Annotated in this window: 20 protein-coding genes; 7 read left to right on the plus strand and 13 right to left on the minus strand. The window is 65.8% G+C overall.

Features of this window, described 5'->3' with window-relative positions; all coding sequences use genetic code 11:
* Nucleotides 1–2 precede the first annotated feature (2 nt).
* Together ACSFB7_RS36745 and ACSFB7_RS36750 are read right to left on the minus strand one after the other, a co-directional pair.
* Nucleotides 3–887: an alpha/beta fold hydrolase gene (locus ACSFB7_RS36745; RefSeq protein WP_435477268.1), complete on the minus strand. Its 885-nt coding sequence runs from the start codon at nucleotides 885–887 to the stop codon at nucleotides 3–5.
* Nucleotides 888–895: 8 nt separating this feature from the next.
* Nucleotides 896–2,350 carry a M20/M25/M40 family metallo-hydrolase gene (locus ACSFB7_RS36750; protein WP_435477269.1) on the minus strand — a complete coding sequence of 485 codons (1,455 nt, stop codon included), beginning with the start codon at nucleotides 2,348–2,350 and terminating at the stop codon, nucleotides 896–898.
* An 86-nt stretch (nucleotides 2,351–2,436) separates the two neighbouring features.
* Between ACSFB7_RS36750 and earP the strand changes: the two genes are divergently transcribed.
* From earP to ACSFB7_RS36765, 3 genes are all read left to right on the plus strand, one after another.
* Nucleotides 2,437–3,534: an elongation factor P maturation arginine rhamnosyltransferase EarP gene (gene earP / locus ACSFB7_RS36755; RefSeq protein ID WP_435477270.1), complete on the plus strand. Its 1,098-nt coding sequence runs from the start codon at nucleotides 2,437–2,439 to the stop codon at nucleotides 3,532–3,534.
* Nucleotides 3,535–3,705: 171 nt separating this feature from the next.
* Complete coding sequence (gene efp / locus ACSFB7_RS36760) at nucleotides 3,706–4,260, plus strand: elongation factor P (protein ID WP_028258883.1); 555 nt, start codon at nucleotides 3,706–3,708, stop codon at nucleotides 4,258–4,260.
* Nucleotides 4,261–4,392: 132 nt separating this feature from the next.
* Nucleotides 4,393–5,256 (plus strand): LOG family protein, encoded by an 864-nt coding sequence (locus tag ACSFB7_RS36765; RefSeq protein WP_435477271.1) that lies wholly within the window; start codon nucleotides 4,393–4,395, stop codon nucleotides 5,254–5,256.
* A gap of 10 nt (nucleotides 5,257–5,266) precedes the next feature.
* Here ACSFB7_RS36765 and ACSFB7_RS36770 read toward each other — a convergent pair whose 3' ends face one another.
* The 8 genes from ACSFB7_RS36770 to pncB all read right to left on the minus strand — a co-directional run bounded on the left by ACSFB7_RS36770 (nucleotide 5,267) and on the right by pncB (nucleotide 14,346).
* Nucleotides 5,267–5,938, minus strand: coding sequence for a TetR/AcrR family transcriptional regulator (locus ACSFB7_RS36770; RefSeq protein WP_435477272.1), 672 nt, complete (start codon nucleotides 5,936–5,938; stop codon nucleotides 5,267–5,269).
* An 8-nt stretch (nucleotides 5,939–5,946) separates the two neighbouring features.
* Nucleotides 5,947–6,411, minus strand: a complete 465-nt coding sequence (locus ACSFB7_RS36775; protein WP_435477273.1) for a hypothetical protein — start codon at nucleotides 6,409–6,411, stop codon at nucleotides 5,947–5,949.
* 81 nt (nucleotides 6,412–6,492) lie between these two features.
* Nucleotides 6,493–8,022, minus strand: coding sequence for a DHA2 family efflux MFS transporter permease subunit (locus ACSFB7_RS36780; RefSeq protein WP_435477274.1), 1,530 nt, complete (start codon nucleotides 8,020–8,022; stop codon nucleotides 6,493–6,495).
* A gap of 111 nt (nucleotides 8,023–8,133) precedes the next feature.
* The gene (locus ACSFB7_RS36785; protein WP_435477275.1) at nucleotides 8,134–9,297 is read right to left on the minus strand and encodes an MFS transporter; all 1,164 of its coding nucleotides are present in this window, start codon (nucleotides 9,295–9,297) and stop codon (nucleotides 8,134–8,136) included.
* Nucleotides 9,294–10,661, minus strand: a complete 1,368-nt coding sequence (locus tag ACSFB7_RS36790; protein WP_435477276.1) for a DNA recombination protein RmuC — start codon at nucleotides 10,659–10,661, stop codon at nucleotides 9,294–9,296. The genes ACSFB7_RS36785 and ACSFB7_RS36790 overlap by 4 nt, the downstream gene beginning before the upstream one ends.
* Before the next feature lie 22 nt (nucleotides 10,662–10,683).
* Nucleotides 10,684–11,670, minus strand: coding sequence for a 2-hydroxyacid dehydrogenase (locus ACSFB7_RS36795; protein ID WP_435477277.1), 987 nt, complete (start codon nucleotides 11,668–11,670; stop codon nucleotides 10,684–10,686).
* A gap of 16 nt (nucleotides 11,671–11,686) precedes the next feature.
* Nucleotides 11,687–13,099, minus strand: a complete 1,413-nt coding sequence (locus ACSFB7_RS36800) for a sodium:proton antiporter (protein ID WP_435477278.1) — start codon at nucleotides 13,097–13,099, stop codon at nucleotides 11,687–11,689.
* Between the two features lie 26 nt (nucleotides 13,100–13,125).
* Nucleotides 13,126–14,346 (minus strand): nicotinate phosphoribosyltransferase, encoded by a 1,221-nt coding sequence (gene pncB, locus ACSFB7_RS36805; RefSeq protein ID WP_435477279.1) that lies wholly within the window; start codon nucleotides 14,344–14,346, stop codon nucleotides 13,126–13,128.
* 190 nt (nucleotides 14,347–14,536) lie between these two features.
* On the opposite strand from pncB, the gene ACSFB7_RS36810 reads away from it, so the two are divergent.
* The gene (locus ACSFB7_RS36810) at nucleotides 14,537–14,770 is read left to right on the plus strand and encodes a CsbD family protein (protein ID WP_187108863.1); all 234 of its coding nucleotides are present in this window, start codon (nucleotides 14,537–14,539) and stop codon (nucleotides 14,768–14,770) included.
* A gap of 64 nt (nucleotides 14,771–14,834) precedes the next feature.
* Nucleotides 14,835–15,236 carry a hypothetical protein gene (locus ACSFB7_RS36815; protein ID WP_435477280.1) on the plus strand — a complete coding sequence of 134 codons (402 nt, stop codon included), beginning with the start codon at nucleotides 14,835–14,837 and terminating at the stop codon, nucleotides 15,234–15,236.
* A gap of 61 nt (nucleotides 15,237–15,297) precedes the next feature.
* Here ACSFB7_RS36815 and ACSFB7_RS36820 read toward each other — a convergent pair whose 3' ends face one another.
* A complete protein-coding gene (locus ACSFB7_RS36820) occupies nucleotides 15,298–15,741 on the minus strand; it encodes an acyl-CoA thioesterase (protein ID WP_435477281.1) in 444 nt (147 codons plus the stop codon).
* Nucleotides 15,738–16,664, minus strand: coding sequence for a histone deacetylase family protein (locus ACSFB7_RS36825; protein ID WP_435477282.1), 927 nt, complete (start codon nucleotides 16,662–16,664; stop codon nucleotides 15,738–15,740). Before ACSFB7_RS36825 ends, ACSFB7_RS36820 begins: the two co-directional genes overlap by 4 nt.
* Nucleotides 16,665–16,845: 181 nt before the next feature.
* On the opposite strand from ACSFB7_RS36825, the gene ACSFB7_RS36830 reads away from it, so the two are divergent.
* Both ACSFB7_RS36830 and ACSFB7_RS36835 read left to right on the plus strand, forming a co-directional pair.
* Nucleotides 16,846–17,397, plus strand: coding sequence for a phasin family protein (locus tag ACSFB7_RS36830; protein ID WP_124463945.1), 552 nt, complete (start codon nucleotides 16,846–16,848; stop codon nucleotides 17,395–17,397).
* Between the two features lie 239 nt (nucleotides 17,398–17,636).
* On the plus strand, nucleotides 17,637–18,395 hold the full coding sequence (locus ACSFB7_RS36835) for a 3-hydroxyacyl-CoA dehydrogenase (protein WP_187108859.1): 759 nt from the start codon (nucleotides 17,637–17,639) through the stop codon (nucleotides 18,393–18,395).
* Here ACSFB7_RS36835 and ACSFB7_RS36840 read toward each other — a convergent pair.
* The gene (locus tag ACSFB7_RS36840) at nucleotides 18,355–19,293 is read right to left on the minus strand and encodes a YihY/virulence factor BrkB family protein (protein ID WP_435477283.1); all 939 of its coding nucleotides are present in this window, start codon (nucleotides 19,291–19,293) and stop codon (nucleotides 18,355–18,357) included. The two genes, ACSFB7_RS36835 and ACSFB7_RS36840, sit on opposite strands and share 41 nt — an antisense overlap.
* Nucleotides 19,294–19,374: the final 81 nt, after the last annotated feature.

The following is a 19,374-nucleotide window of genomic DNA, read 5'->3' on the forward strand; positions in this document are numbered from 1 at the left end:
CTTCAGTGCTGCGCGAGCACGTCGGCGGCCGGGCTGACAAAAGCCCGGATCCGCCGGCTCACGTCCTCGCCCTCTTCGTGCAGCACCCAGTGCCCCGCGCCTTCAATGCGCTGCAGCTCGCCCTGGTCGCACAGCTCGATGCTGGGCCGGGCCATCGCCAGGCCGAGCGCCTGGTCCTGCACGCCCCAGAGCAGCAATGTGGGCATCGGTATGCGCCCGTCGGCACGAATGCGCGGGCGATCACGCATCAGTGCGCGATACCAGTTGAGCATCGCGGTCAGCGCGCCCGGCTGGGCCCAGGCCTCGCGGTACAGCGCCAGTTCCGCATCGGGAAAGGCACCGGGCCGGCTGCTCTGCGTCAGCACCTTGCCGAGCCCGCGAAAGCCGTTGCGGCTCAACAGCCGTTCGGGCAGGCGCGGGATGCGGAAGAAATGCATGTACCAACTGCGCAGGCGCTGCCGCCCGGTGGCCATGTGCACGAGCATCACGGCCGGCTGCGGCGCGTTGACGATCACGAGGCGGCTCACCAGAGCCGGCTCGCGCGCGGCCACGCGCCAGGCCACGACGCCGCCCCAGTCGTGGCCCATCAGCGTCACCGCTTCGCGGCCGGTGCTGCGGATCAGGGCGCAGATATCGTCCACCAGCGTTTCGAGTCCGTAGGCTTCGATGCCCGCGGGCTTGTCGCTTTCCCCATAGCCGCGCTGGTCGGGCACCCAGACGCGGTAGCCGGCAGCGGCCAGCGCGTCGATCTGGCTGACCCAGGCGCGCCAGAACTCCGGAAAGCCATGCAGCAACAAGGCCACCGGCCCATCGACCGGGCCGGCCTGCACCACATGAAGACGGATGCCGTTGACCTGGACGAAATGATGCTCGTAGGCTTCGCCCATGAGCGCGCTTACTTCACCAGCTCCGACACCAGCCGGTAGAGAAACTCGCGGCCGTCGTACAGGCGCTGGATCTCGATGCGCTCGTCCAGGCCATGGGCACGCGCATCCGCCGGCTCCAGGAACATGCCGGTCACGCCGTACATCGGAATGCCTGCGTTGCGCATGAAGCGGCTGTCGGTCGCGCCGGTGCTCATCGCGGGCACCACGGGCACGCCGGGCCACATCTGCTGCGTGAGCGACTCCACCGTCTTCACGAGGTCGCCGTTCAGTGGCGACGCCGGGCTGCGCAGCGGCCGGCCGACATTGCGCACCACGATCTTGTCGTTGCCGACCGCCTGGGTCAGCAGGCGCTCGACCTCGTCCGGGTCGTCATGCGGCAGGATGCGGCAGTTGACCGTGGCCTTGGCCGATTGCGGCAGTGCGTTCTCGGCATGGCCGGCCTGCACCATCGTCGCCACGCAGGTGGTGCGGAACTGTGCGTTGTAGGCCGGGTTGGCCGACATGCGCTCGATCACCGAGGGGTCGGGGTTGCCGGTGCCGATGGCGCGCATGTCGTCGGCCAGTTGGCCGGTGGCAAAAGGCGCGCTGCGTGCGAAGTAGGTCTTGGTGACATCGGCCAGCTTGACCGGGAAGGCGTAGTTGCCCAGGCGCTCCAGCCCGGCCGACAGCGCATAGATCGGGTTGTTCTTGGTCGGCACCGAGCTGTGGCCGCCCACGTCGCGCGCTTCGAGCATGTAGGTCGTGTACATCTTCTCGGCCACCTGCATGCGGTGCAGGTTCGGCTTGCCGCCGCGCAGCTCGCCACCGCCACCCTCGTTGATGCCGAACTCGGCCTGCAGCAGCTCGGGCTTGTTGCTGATGAGCCAGAAGGCACCGTTGCTGAGCGCATCGCCGCGCTCTTCGTCGGCGGTCAGCGCCAGGATGATGTCGCGCTTGGGCTTGAAGCCTTCCTGCTTCAGTTGCCCCACCACCGAGACCAGTGCCGAGGCCATCGCCTTGTCGTCGATGGAGCCGCGCGCCGTGAAGTAGCCGCCGGTTTCCTGCAGCTTGAAGGGGTCGGTCTTCCAGTCTTCGCGCCGGGCCTCGACCACGTCGATGTGGGCCAGCAACAGCAGCGGCTTCTTGCTGCCGTCGCCCTTGAAGCGCAGCACCAGGTTGCCCTTCTTGGGGAAGGGCTCGAAGATCTGGATATCGCCGGGCGCAAAGCCCGACTCGATCAGGCGTTTTTCCATGGCGCGCGCGGCCACGGTGTTGTCGCCCACCGAATGGGTGGTGTTGATCTCGACCAGTTCCTTGTAGATGTCGTGAAAGCGCTGCTGCTGCGGTGTCAGCGAGGGAGGTGATGTTTGCTGGGCCAACGCACCGGTCATGCCGGCCATGCCGCCAAGGGCCAGCGACAGGGCGAGCACGGTTCTCGCGGAACGAAAGGAAAACGGCGAACGGGGGCGGGTCTGCATCCTCATGGGCTCTCTCTCCGGTGGTTGTTGTGCCGTCCAGCATAGCAAGCGCACCGGTCTACAGGGTGCCGAAGACGGGCACACTCGCGGCCATGCAATGGGACATCTTCTGCAAGGTCATCGACAACCACGGCGACCTCGGCGTCTGCTGGCGGCTGGCTTGCCAACTGGCCACAAGCGGCGAGCGCGTGCGCCTGTGGATCGACGACGCGACCGCATTGAACTGGATGGCGCCCTCGGGCTGCGATGGCGTGCGCGTGATCGACTGGCTCGACGGCGCCGCAGTGCAAGCCGCTGCCGCTGAGCCGGCGCCCGATGTGCTGATCGAGGCCTTCGGCTGCGAGCCGGCGCCGGAACTGATCGCGAGGTTCGCCGAAGCCCCGGTTCCCCAAGCGCCACAGCGGGCCTGGATCAATCTTGAATACCTTTCGGCCGAGCCTTACGTCGAGCGACTGCACCGGCTGCCATCGCCGGTGTTCAAGGGGCCGGGCGCCGGATTGACCAAGCGGTTTTTCTATCCCGGCTTCACGCCCGCCACCGGCGGCCTTCTGCGGGAACCCGACCTGATCGAGCGGCAAGCGCGCTTCGACCGTGCGCAGTGGCTTCAGGCGCAGCAGATTCCATGGCAGGACGGCGAACGCCTTGTCTCGCTCTTTTGCTACGAGCCTTTCGCGCTGGCGGCGCTGCTCGAACAACTCGCAGCCGGCCCGACACCGACGCGGCTGCTGGTGACGGCAGGCCGGGCTGCGCGGGCCGTCGAAGCCTGCGTTTCAAGTCGAAAAGGCCTGACACCAACGTCCAGTAGCCACAGCGCGCTATCAATTTCATACCTGCCCTACCTCACCCAACCGGATTACGACCACCTGCTCTGGGCCTGCGACCTGAATTTCGTGCGCGGCGAAGACTCGCTGGTGCGCGCCCACTGGGCCGGCGCGCCGCTGGTCTGGCAGATCTATCCGCAGGACGACGACGCGCACCACACCAAGCTCGACGCCTGGCTCGACTGGCTCGGCGCCCCGCCCTCGCTGCGGCTTTTTCACCACGCCTGGAACGGCTTCGGCAACAGCCCCCTGCCCCTGCTCGAAACACAAGGCCCGTGGCGCGAAACCGCCCTTGCCGCCCGCGAGCGGCTGCGTGCGCAAGACGATCTGCTCACGCAACTGCGGCATCTGGTCGCCGGAAAAAGCTAAAATAGCGGGCTTTGCGGATTTCGCCCGGGTCTTCACGACCCGAGATGCTCTCCGCCAAACCTGCAAAACCGCCGCGGGACATGTACAGCGGGGCCAGAAACGCCGGCACAAACGTTCAGAACGTTGCCGATGGCCCCGTGCACCGAGCGGCCAACATCCAGAGAACCTGTTATGAAAATCGCTCAAGAAATCCGCGCCGGCAACGTCATCATGCACGGCAAGGACCCGATGGTCGTCCTGAAGACCGAATACAGCCGCGGCGGCCGCAACTCCGCCACCGTGCGCATGAAGCTCAAGAGCCTGATCGCCAACTTCAACACCGAAGTGGTGTTCAAGGCCGACGACAAGATCGACCAGATCGTGCTCGACAAGAAGGAGTGCACCTACTCCTATTTCGCCGACCCGATGTACGTCTGCATGGACACCGAGTACAACCAGTACGAAGTCGAAGCCGAAAACATGGGCGACGCCCTGAACTACCTCGAAGACGGCATGGCCGTCGAAGTGGTGTTCTACGACGGCAAGGCCATCTCGGTCGAACTGCCGACCAGCGTCGAACGCGAAATCACCTGGACCGAGCCGGCCGTCAAGGGCGACACCTCGGGCAAGGTCATGAAGCCCGCCAAGATCGCCACCGGCTTCGAAGTGCCCGTGCCGCTGTTCGTTGCACAAGGCGACAAGATCGAAATCGACACGCGCACCGGCGAATACCGCAAGCGCGTCTGAGCCTTCACCGGCTTGCCGGTTGACCGCTCGACCACCACCCCGAAAGAGGCTCCGCAAGGAGCCTTTTTTGTTTGCCGGTCGCGTCGTTGGCGACGCTGCACAATCCAACAAGTCCTTCTGTCTGGTTTTCTCATGAACAACACGCACGACCTTCACGACAAACGCCTGGCCGACGCCTGGGCCACGCTCCAGTCCCACGCGGATCACGGCCTGCCGCTCGATCCCGATCCGTCACGCATCGCCTTCGCCGACCCCGAGTTTTTGCTGCGCCGCGAAACCCGCGGCATCCGCATGCAGCTCGAGCTGATGAAGCCCGACCTCGAGCAGCGCGAGCACGGCATCGAGAACACGGTGGTGGTCTTCGGCAGCGCCCGCTTTCGCAGCGAGGAAGACGCCGCCGAGCTGATCGTGCAGGCCGAAGCCAAAGGTGATGCAGTGGCGGCCGAGCGCTGGCGCCGCCTTGCGCGCAGCTCGCACTACTACGAGAAGGCGCGCGCCTTCGGCAAGCTGGTCGCGCAGTACAGCAGCGGCAAGGATCCGCAAGACAAGCTCTTCATCTGCACCGGCGGCGGCCCCGGCATCATGCAGGCCGCCAACCGCGGCGCGCATGAAGGCGGCGGCATCTCGGTCGGCCTGGCGATCGCGCTGCCGATGGAAGAAGAAGCCAACCCGTATGTCACGCCCGCGCTGAGCTTCAAGTTCCACTACTTCGCGATTCGCAAGATGCATTTCATGATGCGTGCGAAGGCGCTGGTGGCGTTCCCGGGCGGCTTCGGCACGCTCGACGAACTGTTCGAGGTGATCACGCTGGTGCAGACGAAGAAGTCCAAGCCGGTGCCGATCGTGCTGTTCGGCTCGGACTACTGGAAGCGAATGATCGACTTCGATTTCCTGGTCGAGGAAGGCGTGATCTCGCCCGGCGACGTGAAGCTGTTCGAGTACGTCGACGCGCCCGAAGACGCCTGGAGCGCAATCAAGCGCTTCTACAAGCTCTGAGCCCGATCAGTCAGTCGTCGCTGTCGTCCACGTCGGGGCGCAGCGCCTGCTCGAAGAAGCGCGTGAGCGCGCGGGCACGGCGGCGGCGGTCGGCCACCGGGTCCGCGGCCGGGCCCATGGCCACCGCATCGTCGGCCACGCCGTGCAGCGCGTTGAAGAGGATCACGGCCGTCAGGGTCGCGTCTTCCACTTCCCAGATGCCCGCGGCGTCGCCCTGCTTGAGCAGTCCGACGAGCTGCGTGATGACCGCGTTGTCGTTGCGCATGCGCCGGTCTTCGGGCCGGTATTCATGGAAGACCACGTCGTGCAAGGCGACGTTGTCCAGGTAGGTTTCCAGCCCTGTCTCCACCCAGGCCTTCAGGCGCGCGCGGTATTTGTCGGCGCGGTGCTTGTCCATCGCGTCCTGCAGGCGGGTGCAGAAGGTGTCGACAAAGCGCTGCTGCAGCGCGCCGAGCATCGCCTCTTTCGAGGGGAAGTACAGATAGAAGGTGCCCTTGGCCACCTGCGCACCGGCGGCGATGTCGTCGATGCTGGTGGTGGCGATGCCCTTCGAGATGAAGAGCCGCTCGGCGGCATCCATCAGCGCGGCTGCGCGTGTCTCGGGGGCCTTGGTGCGGCGGCGCGGCGCGGCCTCGCCATCGGGAAGGGAAATCGGGATGGTGACTGTGCCGCTCTTCGCCATGGGCAACCTCAGGCTACTGCTGCTGCAGCAGCCGCCGTGCGAGCGGCACCGATGGCCGAACGCACAGATGCCAGATCGAACGGCAGGCCGCGCGGGACCATCACGCGTTCGCTGAGCCACGCCAGCGCATCGTCGGCATCGGCAAAGGTGCTGGCGGGCACGCCGAAGAGTTTTTCGACATTCATCTTGCGGATTTTCTCGTACTGGTCGGCGGGCACCACGCTCGCCATGCCCATCATATGGCGGCGAATGTCGGCGCCCCGCTCCTGCAGCCACTGTTTGGCGCTATGGGCGCTGCCTTCGGGGTGGACCAGCGCATCGGCATCGGCGAACACGCGCAGGGACGCAAAAGGTTCGCCGCGGTCGAGCCAGCGGTTCCAGTCCTCGGTGAAGGCCTGCATGCTTTCGAGCGTCTGCAATCCGGCCGAGACGCTGATGACGAGGGGCCACTGACTGAGTTCGTGATGGATCATGGAAAGCTCCTTGGTAAAAATCGAACGAAGCCGAGCGCTGAGGCGCATCGGTACAAATGCAGCGGGCATGGGAAGACGGACTCAGGCGCGAACGGGCAAGGCCGCGGCGCGCGGCCTGACGCTCAGGAGCAGCCCCGCTGCCAGCAAGCCCGCCAACCCGGCGCAGGCCATCGCAACATGGAAGCCGCCGGCGAGCGCGCCGGTCACAAGCTCGTGTGCCGTGCCCGCGTCGAGCGAAGCCAGCACGCCCAGGTCGTGCCGCGAGATGGCCGCCACGGCCGCGCGTTGCGCATCGCGCAGCCCGGCATGCTCCAGCGCATCGGCGAGCAGCGAAGTGGCGCGCGTGCTCATCAGCGTGCCGAGCAGTGCAATGCCGATCAGCATGCCGGCCTGGCGCAGCGCATTCATGGTGGCCGAGGCCATGCCCGAGCGCTGCGCGGGCACGGAGGCCATCACGGCCGTGCTCGTGGCCGGCACCGCAAGGCCCGCGCCCGCACCGAGAAACACGAACAGGATCGCGAGCGGTGCGTAGGGCGTGTCTGCCGAGAACAGGGCCAGCAGCAGCATCGAGGTGCCGATGAGCCCGTAGCCCGCCACCATCAGCGTGTGCACCTCGTAGCGCCGCGCGAGGCGACCGAACTGCGAGGCCACGATGCCGGTTGCAACGAACTGCGGCACCAGGCGCCAGCCGGTGTCGCTGGCCGACCAGCCCTGCACCTGCTGCAGGAACAGCGAGAAGAAGAACAGGCTCGCGTACGTCGAGAACCCGAGCACGAACGACGCGAAGTTGGTCACCGAGAAGCGGGCATCGCGGAACAGCGCGAGCGGCAGCAGGGGCCGCTCGACGCGCGCTTCCACCATCAGGAACAGCGCGAGTCCGATGACGGCGGCGACCAGCGCGCTTGCAGCGGGTGTCGAGCCCCAGCCGTACTCGCCCGCCGCGATCAGGCCGTAGGTCAATGCGCCGAGCCACAGCACGCTGAGCACCTGCCCCACCGGATCGAGCGCCGCATGTTCGGGGTGCGAGGTTTCCCGGATGCCCCAGAGCCCGAGCCCCACGGTCAGCAGGCCGATCGGCAGGTTGATGAGGAAGATGCTCTGCCAGCCCGCGTGGTCCACCAGCAGCCCGCCCAGCATCGGCCCCAGGATCAGCGACAACGCGGTGAACGACGACCAGCCGCCGATCACCCGCGCCCGGCTCGCGGGCTCCGGAAACGCATGCGCCAGCAGCGACAGCGCGCCCGGAATCATCAAGGCGCCGGCCGCGCCCTGCACTGCCCGCCCGACCAGCAAGGTGAACAGGCTGCCGGCCATCGCGCACATCGCGGAGCCGATGGTGAACACCACCACGCCCGTCAGCCAGGCGCGCTTGCGGCCATAGCGGTCACCGAGCGGCCCGGCCGAGAGCATGAAAGCCGAGAGGCACAGCGCGTAGATGTCGATCACCCACTGCAGCCCGGCCAGGTCGGTGGACAGCGCGCGCTGCAGCGTGGGCAGCGCGACGTTGACGATGCTCACGTCGAGCGTGGCGATGAAGCTGCCGAGATACACCGCCGCCACGAGCGCGAGGCGACGGCGCGGGTCGGCCGCCGCCTGAATGTGGGAGTCCATGGACGCCTTCAAGTCATTGAGGAAGGCGCCAATACTGACTTCGAGTCAGTTAATTGTCAATCAAATGAGAATTGATCTTATTTGCCGCATGGATTTCACGCGCTCGTCATGTCAGACCTTCAAACCCCAGGTAGCGCGCGCGCCCAAGGCGAGTACACCGCCCACCACCCAGAACACGCCGGCTATGCCGATCAGCGCGCCGAGCGAGCCGAACAGCATCGGCATCGCGACGCTCGATGCGTTGATGGTCATGAGCCGCAGGCCCAGCGCCTCGCCGTGCCGCGTGTGCGGCGTGATCTGGTGGAGCATGCTCATCACCATCGGCTGCACCGCGCCCAGCGCGAAGCCGAGCATCACCGAGCACAGGCCCATGGTCCAGGCCGAATCGAGCAGCGGATAGATCGCGAACATCAGCGCGGTGACGATCGTTGAACTCAGGATCACGCTGCGCTCCGATGCACGCGATGCGATCAAGGGCAGCACCACGCGAATGACCGCCGCCGCGACGGCGAAGGCGCCGAGGATCGAGCCGATCACCGACGCGCTGATGCCCCGCTCGTGCCCCAGCACAGGCAGCACGAAGGCATGCACGTCCCAGCTCGACGACTGCAGCCAGTTCACGAACAGCAGGCGCCGGAACATGGGCTCGCGCAGCAGGTCCCAGGCACGCGTCTGCACAGCCCCCACGACGGGCGGAGCGCGCGGCGGCTCATCGGCACCGCGCGCCAGCATCCAGCAAACGAGCGGCAGCGCTGCCATCACCACGAAGCAGATGCGAAAGGCCAGCATGTCCGCCGGTGCGCGGCCGGCGTGGTCGATCAGCATGCCGGCCAGGAAGGGGCCGACGAAGTTGGCCGCGGCCGGCGCGATGGCGAGCCAACTGAACACGCGCTTGAGCTGCGTCGCGTCATGGGCGGACCGGCCCACATGCCGCTGCAAAGCGATCACGGTCGCGCCAGTGGCGCCCCCGGTCAGCAGCGCCGAGAGGCACATCACCGGAAACACGGGGAACACCGCCACCAGTCCCGCGCCAACGACTGCCGCAATCACCGACAGCCACAGCGGCCGCTTGAATCCATGCCGATCGGCGAAGCGCCCCGCGGGCAACGCCAGGAACACCTGGGTCAGCGCGAACAGCGAGATCAGCACACCGACCGCCGCTGCGCTGTAGCCTTGTTGCAGCGCCAGCAGCGGCGTTGCGAGTCGCATGCCCGCCATGGTGGCATGCAGGCAAACCTGGGCGCCGATGACGCGCAGCAGTTCGGAACCTTTCACGGGATGTCGTCGCCCTCGCTGTCGGCTGTTGGAGGCAGCAGCACCTGCGCCTGTGCTTCGGGCAATGCCTCGACCTTGCGCAGCGCCAGGCGCATCTGCTTGGCGCGCGTGTCGGCCTTGTCGAGCGTGTCGGAGGCCTTGGCCACCTGCTCCTTGATGCGCGCAACCCATTCGCCATAGCGCTCGAACTCGGTCTTGACCGCGCCCAGCACCTTCCACACCTCGGAGGCCTGCTGCTCCAGCGCCAACGTGCGAAAGCCCATGTGCAGGCTGTTGAGCATGGCGAGCAAGGTGGTCGGGCCGGCCAGCGTCACGCGGTGCTGGCGCTGGATGGCGTCCATCAGGCCGGGGCGGCGCAGCACCTCGGCGTAGAGACTTTCGACGGGCAGGAACAGGATCGCGAAGTCGGTGGTGTGCGGCGCCGCGAGGTAGTTGTCGGCGATGGACTTGGCTTCGGTGCGAATGCGTGCCTCGAGCGCCTTGGCCGCCAGTTCGGCGCCGGCGGCATCGGCGCGCTCGTGGGCGTCGATCAGGCGCTCGTAGTCGTCGCGCGGGAACTTGGCGTCGATGGGCAGCCACACGGGTGCCCCTTCTTCGCCGCGCCCCGGAAAGCGGATCGCGAAGTCGACACGCTGGCCGCTGCGCGGCTTGGTCTCGATCTGCTTGGCGTACTGGTCGGGCGTGAGCACCTGTTCGAGCAAGGCTTCGAGCTGCACTTCGCCGAACACGCCGCGCGTCTTCACGTTGGTCAGCACGCGCTGCAGGCTGCCGACACCGACTGCCAGCGTCTGCATCTCGCCCAGGCCCTTGTGCACCTGTTCGAGCCGGTCGGCCACCTGCTTGAAGCTCTCGCCAAGGCGCGTCTCCAGCGTGCTCTGCAGCTTCTCGTCGACGGTCTTGCGCATCTCGTCGAGCTTGGCGGCATTGGTCTGCTGCAACTGCGCGAGCTGGGTTTCCATGGTCGCGCGCACTTCGGACAGGCGCCGCGCGTTCGACTCGCTCAGGCCCTGCAGTTGGGTGTTGAGCGTGTCTGCCAGCGTTTTCTGTAGCGAGGCCAATTGCAGCGCGAAGGCATCAAGCTGCGCATTCTGGGTGCGCGTGGCCTCGGCGCCCTGCTGCACCAGCGACTGCTGGAAGGTGGCGAAGGCCTGCGCGGTTTCTTGCCGCGCGCCGCGCGAGTTGTCCCCGATTTCGCGGCGCAGCTCGCGCTCGGTGCGCTCGTTGGCCGAGCCCATGGCGGCCAGCACACGCAGCATGTCGCTGTGGTCGGGCTGGGGCTGTCGGCGTGCGAGCAGCCAGATCACCAGCACCAGCTGCACGGCTGCGAGTGCAGCCAGCAAGAGAAGAATCAGGGAGGAGTCCAAGGTCGCAGTGTCGGTGCCTGTTTTACTTGTGGGCTGGCGGCACGGGCGTGACGGGCGTCAGCGGGCCCTTGCCGCTGAACCAGGCGATCAGGTTGTCGGCCGCAAGGTCGGCCATGGCGCGGCGCGTGGGCACGGTGGCGCTGGCGATGTGCGGCGTCAGCACCACGTTCGGCACGGTCAGCAGGTCGGGGTGCACCTTGGGCTCGCCCTCGAACACGTCCAGGCCCGCCGCGGCGATGCGCTTCTCGCGCAATGCCACAGCCAATGCCGCGTCGTCGACGATGCCGCCGCGCGCGATGTTGATCAGCGTGGCGGTCGGCTTCATCAGCGCGATTTCGGCCGCGCCGATGGTGTGGTGCGAAGCCGGCGAGTACGGCACGACAAGCACCACATGGTCGGCGGTCTTGAGCAGCTCCTCCTTGCTCACGTAGGCGGCCTTGCATTCGGCCTCCAGCGTCGCATCGAGCCGCGAACGGTTGTGATAGACCACCTTCATGCCGAAGCCATGCGCACCACGCTTGGCAATGCCCTGCCCGATTCGGCCCATGCCGATGATGCCGAGCGTCGAGCCGTGGATGTCGGAGCCCGCGAACATGTCAAAGCTCCACTTCTGCCACTTGCCCGCGCGCAGGAAGTGTTCGCTCTCGGTGATGCGGCGCGCCGTGGCCATGAGCAGCGCAAAGCCGAAGTCGGCCGTGGTCTCGGTCAGCACATCAGGCGCATTGGTGCCGAGCACGCCGTGCGCGGCCATGGCATCGACGTCGAAGTTGTTGTAGCCCACCGCCATGTTGGCGCAGATCTTCAGGTCGGGGCAGGCGTCGAGTAGCGCGGCATCGATGCGCTCGCTGCCGGTGGTGAAGGCGCCCTGCTTGCCCTGCAGCTTTGCGATCAGTTGTTCCTTGCTCCAGCTTTCATCGGCCTGGTTCGACTCGATCTCGAAATGCTGCGAGAGACGCTCGATGGTCTCGGGAAAGATCGCGCGTGCGATCAGGATCTTGGGCTTGCTCATGATGTTGTCTCTGCGCTCAACGGAAAAAGATGAAGGTGGAAATGACGAACAGCGGAACCAGGATGGCCACGGACCACACCATGTAGCCGAAGAAGCTGGGCATGCGAACGCCGCGGCTCTCTGCAATGGCCTTGACCATGAGGTTGGGCGCGTTGCCGATGTAGGTGTTCGCGCCCATGAACACGGCGCCCGCCGAGATGGCGGCCAGCGTGCTGGCGTAGGTGGTCATCAGCGCGACCGGGTCGCCGCCCGCCGTGTTGAAGAACACCAGGTAGGTCGGCGCGTTGTCCAGGAACGAACTGAGCACGCCCGTGACCCAGAAGTACATCACCGGGTCGGGCTGGCCGTCGGCGCGCGTCACAGCCGAGACGATGGCACCGAACGGGCCCTGCGTGCCGGCCTTGAGCATCGCGATCACCGGGATGATGGTCAGGAAGATGCCCGCGAACAGCTTGGCCACTTCGGCCATCGGGCCCCACTCGAACTGGTTGTCGGCGTGCACCTTGGGCGAGGTGAGCTTGAAGGAAATGACCGCGATCAGCGCCAGCCCCACGTCGCGCACCAGCCCGGGCAGGCCGACCTCGGTGCCGAACACGTTGAACTGCACCGGCGATTTCCAGAAACCGCTGAGCAGCACCAGCGCCACCACGGCGCCCAGCAGCCAGAAGTTGGCGGCGCCGTCGAAGCCAAGGCGCCGGGTATCGGGCGTCGGATCGACCGGCAACACGCCGTCCTTCAGATAGAAGTGGCGGTCGATGACATAGAACAGCGCGAGCAGCACCGCGAGGATGAAGAGCGTTTCAAACAGGATGTTCTGCGCGGTCCAGAAGAAGCCCACGCCCTTCAGGAAGCCCAGGAACAGCGGCGGGTCGCCCAGCGGCGTGAGCGCACCGCCCGCGTTCGAGACGATGAAGATGAAGAAGACGACGACATGCACCTTGCGCAGGCGGTTGTCGTTGGCGCGAATCAGCGGGCGGATCAGCAGCATCGAGGCACCCGTGGTGCCCATGAAGCTCGCGAGCACCGCGCCGATCGCCAGGATCGCCGTGTTGAGGCCGGGCGCGCCACGCAGGTTGCCGCGGATATGGATACCGCCCGCAACCGTGAACAGCGCCGTCAGAAGGATGATGAACGGGATGTACTCGGCCAGCAGCGCATGCACGAGCTGCACGCCCGCCAGCCCCACACCATAGGTCGCCGCGAAGGGCACCAGGAAGGCCAGTGCCCAGGCCGCCGATATCTTGCCGTAGTGGTGATGCCAGAACGCCGGCGTGAGCAGCGGCATCAGCGCGATCGACAGCAGGATGCCGGCGAAGGGCACGCCCCACAGCGGCGAGAGTCGGGCACCGTCGAAGTCGGCCGCGGAGGCCAGGGCGGGAAAGAGCATGGGCAGCACCGCGGCTGCCGTCAGTCGAAAGGTCTTGTTCATGGGTGCCGTACCGTACCAGACCGAGGTCAGGCGGCCGGCTGTTCGATCTCGAACACCTGGCGCAGGTAGGCCAGGTATTTTTCGTCGTCGCACATGTTCTTGGACGGCGTGTCCGACAGCTTGGCCACCGGCTGGTCGTTGCAGTGGATCATCTTGATGACGATCTGCAGCGGCTCGTATCCCAGGTCGTTGGTGAGGTTGGTGCCGATGCCGAACGCCAGCTGGCAACGGCCACGGAACTGCTGGTACAGCTCGATGGTGCGCGGCACCGTCAGGCCGTCGCTGAAGATCAGCGTCTTGGTGAGCGGATCGACCCGGTTGGCGATGTAGTGCGCCAGCATGCGTTCGCCCCACTGGAAGGGGTCGCCGCTGTCGTGACGGGCTCCGTCGAAGAGCTTGCAGAAATACAGGTCGAAGTCGCGCAGGAAGGCGCTCATGCCGTACACGTCGGACAGCGCGATGCCCAGGTCGCCGCGGTATTCGCGCGCCCAGCTCTCGAAGCCGAAGATCTGACTGTCGCGCAACCGCGGGCCGAGCGCCTGGCAGGCCTGCAGATATTCGTGGGCCATGGTGCCCAGTGGGATCAGGCCCAGCTTCATGGCGTACAGCACGTTGCTGGTGCCCGCAAGCTGCGGCAGACGCGCGCCGGGCGAGGACTGCGCCGGCGGCGAGGTCACGGCACCCAGCCGGGCGTTCAGGGTGCGCAGGACCTCTTCGTGCCAGTCCTTGGAGAAGCGGCGACGCGTGCCGTAGTCGGCGATCTTCAGGTCGGACAGGCCGGCATCCTGCAACTGCGCGATCTTGGTTTCGAGCCGGCGGCGGCCCTCCTCGAAATCGGGCTTCTTCTGCGTGTTGCGGAAGTAGACCTCGTTGACGATGGCCAGCACCGGGATCTCGAACAGGATGGTGTGCAGCCACGGACCCTTGATGCGGATCTCGAGCTCGCCCGAGGGCTGGGGAATGATGTTGATGTACTTCTCGTTGAGCCTGAAGAGCCCGAGGAAGTCGACGAAGTCGCTCTTGATGAAGCGCATCGACCGCAGGTAGGCCAGCTCGGCATCGCGGAACTGCAGCGAGCACAGGCTGCGCACCTCGTCGCGGATCTGGCCCGCGAACTGCGCCAGGTCGACGCCGGGGTTGCGGCACTTGAAGCGGTACTCGACCCGGGCGCCCGGGAAGTGATGCAGAACGACCTGCATCATCGTGAACTTGTAGAGGTCGGTGTCGAGCAGGCTGTGAATGATCATGGTGCTGTACGCGATGCAGTGCGATGCGGTGTCTCAAACTTTCGGCGTCGCATCGATTATCACGGGACGCGTCGGCCTCTGCCTACGGGGCCTGCCCAGCACGTCCTACCGTGAGGGTGAATCTGGCTTGCGACATTGATTTCACGGCGGCAGATACAGCCGCCGAATCAACCGCTCAAAGGAGATTCGCATGAACAAGGACACCATTGAAGGCAACTGGAAGCAGCTCAAGGGCAAGGTCAAGGAGCAATGGGGCAAGCTGACGGACGACGACTTCGACGTCATCGCCGGCAAGCGCGACCAGTTGCTCGGCCGCATCCAGGAACGCCACGGCATCAGCCGCGACGAAGCCGAAAAGCAGGTCAAGGACTGGGAAGGCCGCGACGGCCGCACGCCCGACGCACTCTGGTTCGAAAAGTCCTGATCCAGGTCGGTCGCCTCGACCGCCTCGTACCCCCAATTTCAATCACCTCGAAGGAAAAACTCCAATGAAGAAACATCTGCTCATGCTCGCCCTCGCCTCCACCTGCTTCGTCGCCACGCAAGCCAGCGCGATGACCAAGGACGAATACAAGGTGGCCAAGGAAAAGATCGAGGCCGACTACAAGGTCGCGAAGGCGCAGTGCGACACGCTGAAGGACAACGCCAAGGACGTCTGCCAGAAGGACGCCAAGGGCAAGGAAGACGTCGCCAAGGCAGAGCTGGAGCAGCAATACCAGTCGAGCGACAGCCATGCCCGCAAGGTGGCTGAAGAAAAGGTGAAGGCCAACTACGAAGTCGCGAAGGAAAAGTGCGACGACCAGAGCGGCGCTGCCAAGGACGCTTGCGTGAAGCAGGCCAAGGCTGATGAAGCACAAGGCAAGGCCGACATCAAGGCAATGAAGAAGTAATCGCCTCGGCTTGGCCCGATGACAAAAGACAGCGGCGCCCTCGGGCGCCGCTTTTACTGGGTCAGACCTTCAAAGAGTCGATGACTTGCTGCAAGGCCTCGGGCAACTGCACCGGCCGATGCGTGACGCGGTCCACATAGACGTGCACGAAGTGGCCCTGCGCGGCTGCGGTCTCGGCCCCTTCAGCGAAGAGCGCGATTTCATAGCGCACGCTCGACCGCCCGGCCTGGGCCACGCGAATGCCCGCTTCCACCGTCTGCGGGAAGGCGATCGGCGCGAAGTAGTTGCACTGCGTCTCGACCACGAAGCCGATGGTCTGTCCCTCGTGAATGTCGAGCGCGCCGCGCTCGATGAGCAGGGCATTCACCGCCGTGTCGAACCAGCTGTAGTAGACGACGTTGTTGACATGGCCGTACATGTCGTTGTCGGCCCAGCGCGTCGGGATGCTTCGGAACGCGCGGTAGCTGTTTCGGTGGTGCGGCGTGGGTTTGGTGGCGGTGCTCATCGCGCGGCATTTTGCCAGCGGTGCCAGTACTCGAAGGCCACCTTGAAGGTGCCGACCTGTACCTGCACGGTCTCGGCGATGTCGCTGGCGTAGCCACCGGCCATGGCAAAGGCGAGCGGCAGGCGGCGCTGCCAGGCCCAGTCGAACACGCGGCGGTCGCGCGCCTCCAGGCCATCGAAGCTCAGCTTGAGGCGGCCGAGCCGGTCGCGCTCGAAGGGGTCAGCGCCTGCGAGGTAGATCACGAGGCCGGGGGAAAAGCGGCGGTCCAGCTCGTCGAGGGCGTGTTCGAGTGCGGCGAGGTAGTCGGCATCGCCGCAGCCGTCGGGCAACTCGACGTCGAGGTCGCTCGCCTCCTTGCGGAAGGGAAAGTTCTTCTGGCCGTGCATCGACAGCGTGAACACGCTGGGGTCGTCGCGAAAGATGCTGGCCGTGCCGTTGCCCTGGTGCACGTCGAGGTCGATCACGGCAACCTTGAGCGGCTCACCCGTGTGGCCGCGCTCCGCCTGCATCAGGCGCGCGGCCACCGCGGCGTCGTTGAAGACACAGAATCCGCTGCCCTTGTCGGCGTAGGCATGGTGGGTGCCGCCCGCCATGTTGGCGGACACGCCGCCGGAGAAGGCCGCGCGGCAGGCCGCGATGGTGGCGCCGGTGGAGCGGCGCGAGCGCTCGACCATCGCCTCACTCCAAGGGAAGCCGATCTCGCGCATCGCCTGCGGGCTGACGCTGCCGTCGCTGATGGAAGCGATCCACTGGGGCGTGTGCACCAGTGCGAGTTCGCCGTCGGTGGCTCGCGGCGCCTGATCGATGTCGATGGCCGGCAACTGTTCAAGCAGGCGATCGCGCAGCAAGGCATAGCGCGACATGGGGAAGCGGTGACCGGGCGGCAGGGGCAGCACGAACTGGCCGGAATAGAAGGCACGCATGCCCGCATTCTGCGATGCGGGTCCGATTTAGAAAGCGGCCTCTAGATTGCTGCAGAGCAACAAAAACCCCTTGCTCGCCAAACTCAGCTGCCTATACTTGAGGCCATGCTGCACCGCAACATGAACGACGAGGCAGCGCAACGTGAACCGACCACTCAATCATCCCTTCTGGAGATCTCACATGGCCCTGACCGCTGACCAAATCCTCGCCGCTCAAAAAGCAAACCTCGAAACCCTGTTCGGCCTGACCACCAAGGCTTTCGAAGGCGTCGAGAAGCTCGTCGAACTGAACGTGACCGCTTCCAAGGCCGCCCTGGCTGAAGCCGCTGGCACCGCCCAGGCTGCCCTGAGCGTCAAGGACGCGCAAGAACTGCTGACGCTGCAAGCCAGCCTGTTCCAGCCCCTGGCCGAAAAGACCGCTGCCTACAGCCGTCACCTGTACGACATCGCCCAAGGCACCGGCGCCGAGTTCTCCAAGGCTTTCGAAGCCAAGGCCTCTGAAGCCCAGCAAGCCTTCGTCGGCCTCGTCGACAGCGCTTCCAAGAACGCACCCGCCGGTTCGGAAACCGCCGTTGCCGTCCTGAAGAGCGCCGTGGCTGCCGCCAACAACGCTTTCGAATCGGTTCAAAAGGCCGTCAAGCAAGCATCGGACGTCGCCGAAGCCAACTTCAATGCCGTGTCGACGCAAGCCGTTGCCGCCGCAAAGACCGCGACCGCTTCGCGCAAGCGCTAAGCTGCCGACCACCACCAGTTGTCTCCTTGGGTCCTCACGGATCCAATTCAGGGCCTCATCTTCGGATGAGGCCTTTTTTTTGCTCACTTGTTGCTCACCCCCAGGCTGCGCGCACTTCGTGTCGCTTCTCCAACCCCCTACCGGGGGCAACACCAGAGGCCCGGCAAAGCCGGTTCCTCGGTGTTCCTGGCCTTTGCCTCGCGTCTTCGATAATGCGGGGCTCATCTAGGAGACTTTCAATGCAGATCGACGGCAAGGTTTTTATCGTGACCGGTGGCGCTTCGGGCCTCGGCGAAGGCGCGGCGCGCATGCTGGCCGCGAACGGCGGCAAGGTGGTGATCGCCGACATGCAGGCTGAAAAGGGCGAAGCCGTTGCCCGCGACATCGGCGGCGTGTTCGTCAAGTGCGACGTGAGTCAGGAGGCCGATGGCCAGGCGGCAGTCGCCGCCGCGCAGAAGCTCGGCAAGCTCGCGGGCCTGATCAACTGCGCCGGCATCGCCCCGGCCGAGAAGACCGTGGGCAAGAACGGCCCGCACGCACTGGCCGTGTTCAGCAAGACCGTCACGGTCAACCTGATCGGCAGCTTCAACATGATCCGCCTCGCCGCCGACGCGATGAGCAAGAACGAGCCCGAAGCCACCGGCGAACGCGGCGTGCTGATCTCGACCGCCTCGGTCGCGGCCTACGACGGCCAGATCGGCCAGGCCGCCTACAGCGCCTCGAAGGGCGGCGTGGTCGGCATGACGCTGCCCATCGCCCGCGACCTCGCGCGCAATGGCATCCGCAACATGACCATCGCCCCCGGCATCTTCGGCACGCCCATGCTTTTCGGCATGCCACAGGAAGTGCAGGACGCGCTGGCCGCCAGCGTGCCCTTCCCTTCGCGCCTGGGCACGCCCGAGGATTACGCCAAGCTCGCCAAGCACATCATCGAGAACGACATGCTCAACGGCGAAGTCATCCGTCTCGACGGAGCGATCCGGCTGCCTCCCCGCTGACAGCGGGTTGCTGCGGCGGCTTGGTGCTGCCGGTGCGGTCCAGGCGCTCGTACTGCGCGATCACCTGGGCCCCGAGCAGCACGAGCGTGGCGGCGATCTCCAGGCTCAGCAGCACCACGATGGCCGTGGTGAGCGAGCCGTAGACCACGTTGACCTGCGACAGCGTCGAGAAATACCAGATCAGCACGCGCCGCGTGGCCTCCCACAGCAGCGCGGCCGTGATGCCGCCCAGCAATGCGTGGCGCAGTGACATCCGGCCCGCCGGCATCACGAGGTAGAGCGAGGTCAGCATGAAGATCTCGCCACCCAGCCCCAGCAGGTAGAGCAACAGACCCGAAATGCCCGACAGCGACCAGCTTCGGCCCAGCAGGTCGACACTCTCCCGCCCCACCAGTTGCAGCGCGCCCGACACCAGCGTGACCAGCAGCAGCCCCACGCACAGGCACAGGATGTAGATGTAGGGCATGGCCACCGACACCAGGAAGTGGCGTTTGTGATCCGCCTTGCGGTGATGAAAGATCACCGCCATCGCACTTTCGAGCACGCTGAAGGCCAGCGAGCTGAAAAAGATCATCGTCACCAGCAGCACCGGCCCCAGCACGTCGCGATGGTCCAGAAAGCTCGACAACTCGGCCACGATGGCCTTCGATTGTCCCGGCAGCAGCCATTCGAGATACCGGCCGATGGTGCGCAGCAGCTCGGCCTGCTCGATGACGTGCGACAGCGCGATCACGCTCACGATCAGCAGCGGCACGATCGACAGCAGCGCGTAGTACGCCACCGCTCCCGCGAGCAGCAGCCCCTGGTTGGCGCGAAATTCCTTGAGCGCATCCCAGGCAAATCGGAGCGGGTGGCGCAGCATCGGCGCGGCGTGTTGCAGGGGTTTGGGCGTCTTCATTCGTGAATTCCGGTCACGGCCAGTATGCCGTCGGGCCATGGGCGTTCCGCCGCTTGCGTATGATTTGCCGCTCTTCGCCTA

The organism is Variovorax raffinosi, from assembly GCF_051216615.1.
Classification (GTDB): Bacteria; Pseudomonadota; Gammaproteobacteria; order Burkholderiales; family Burkholderiaceae_C; genus Variovorax.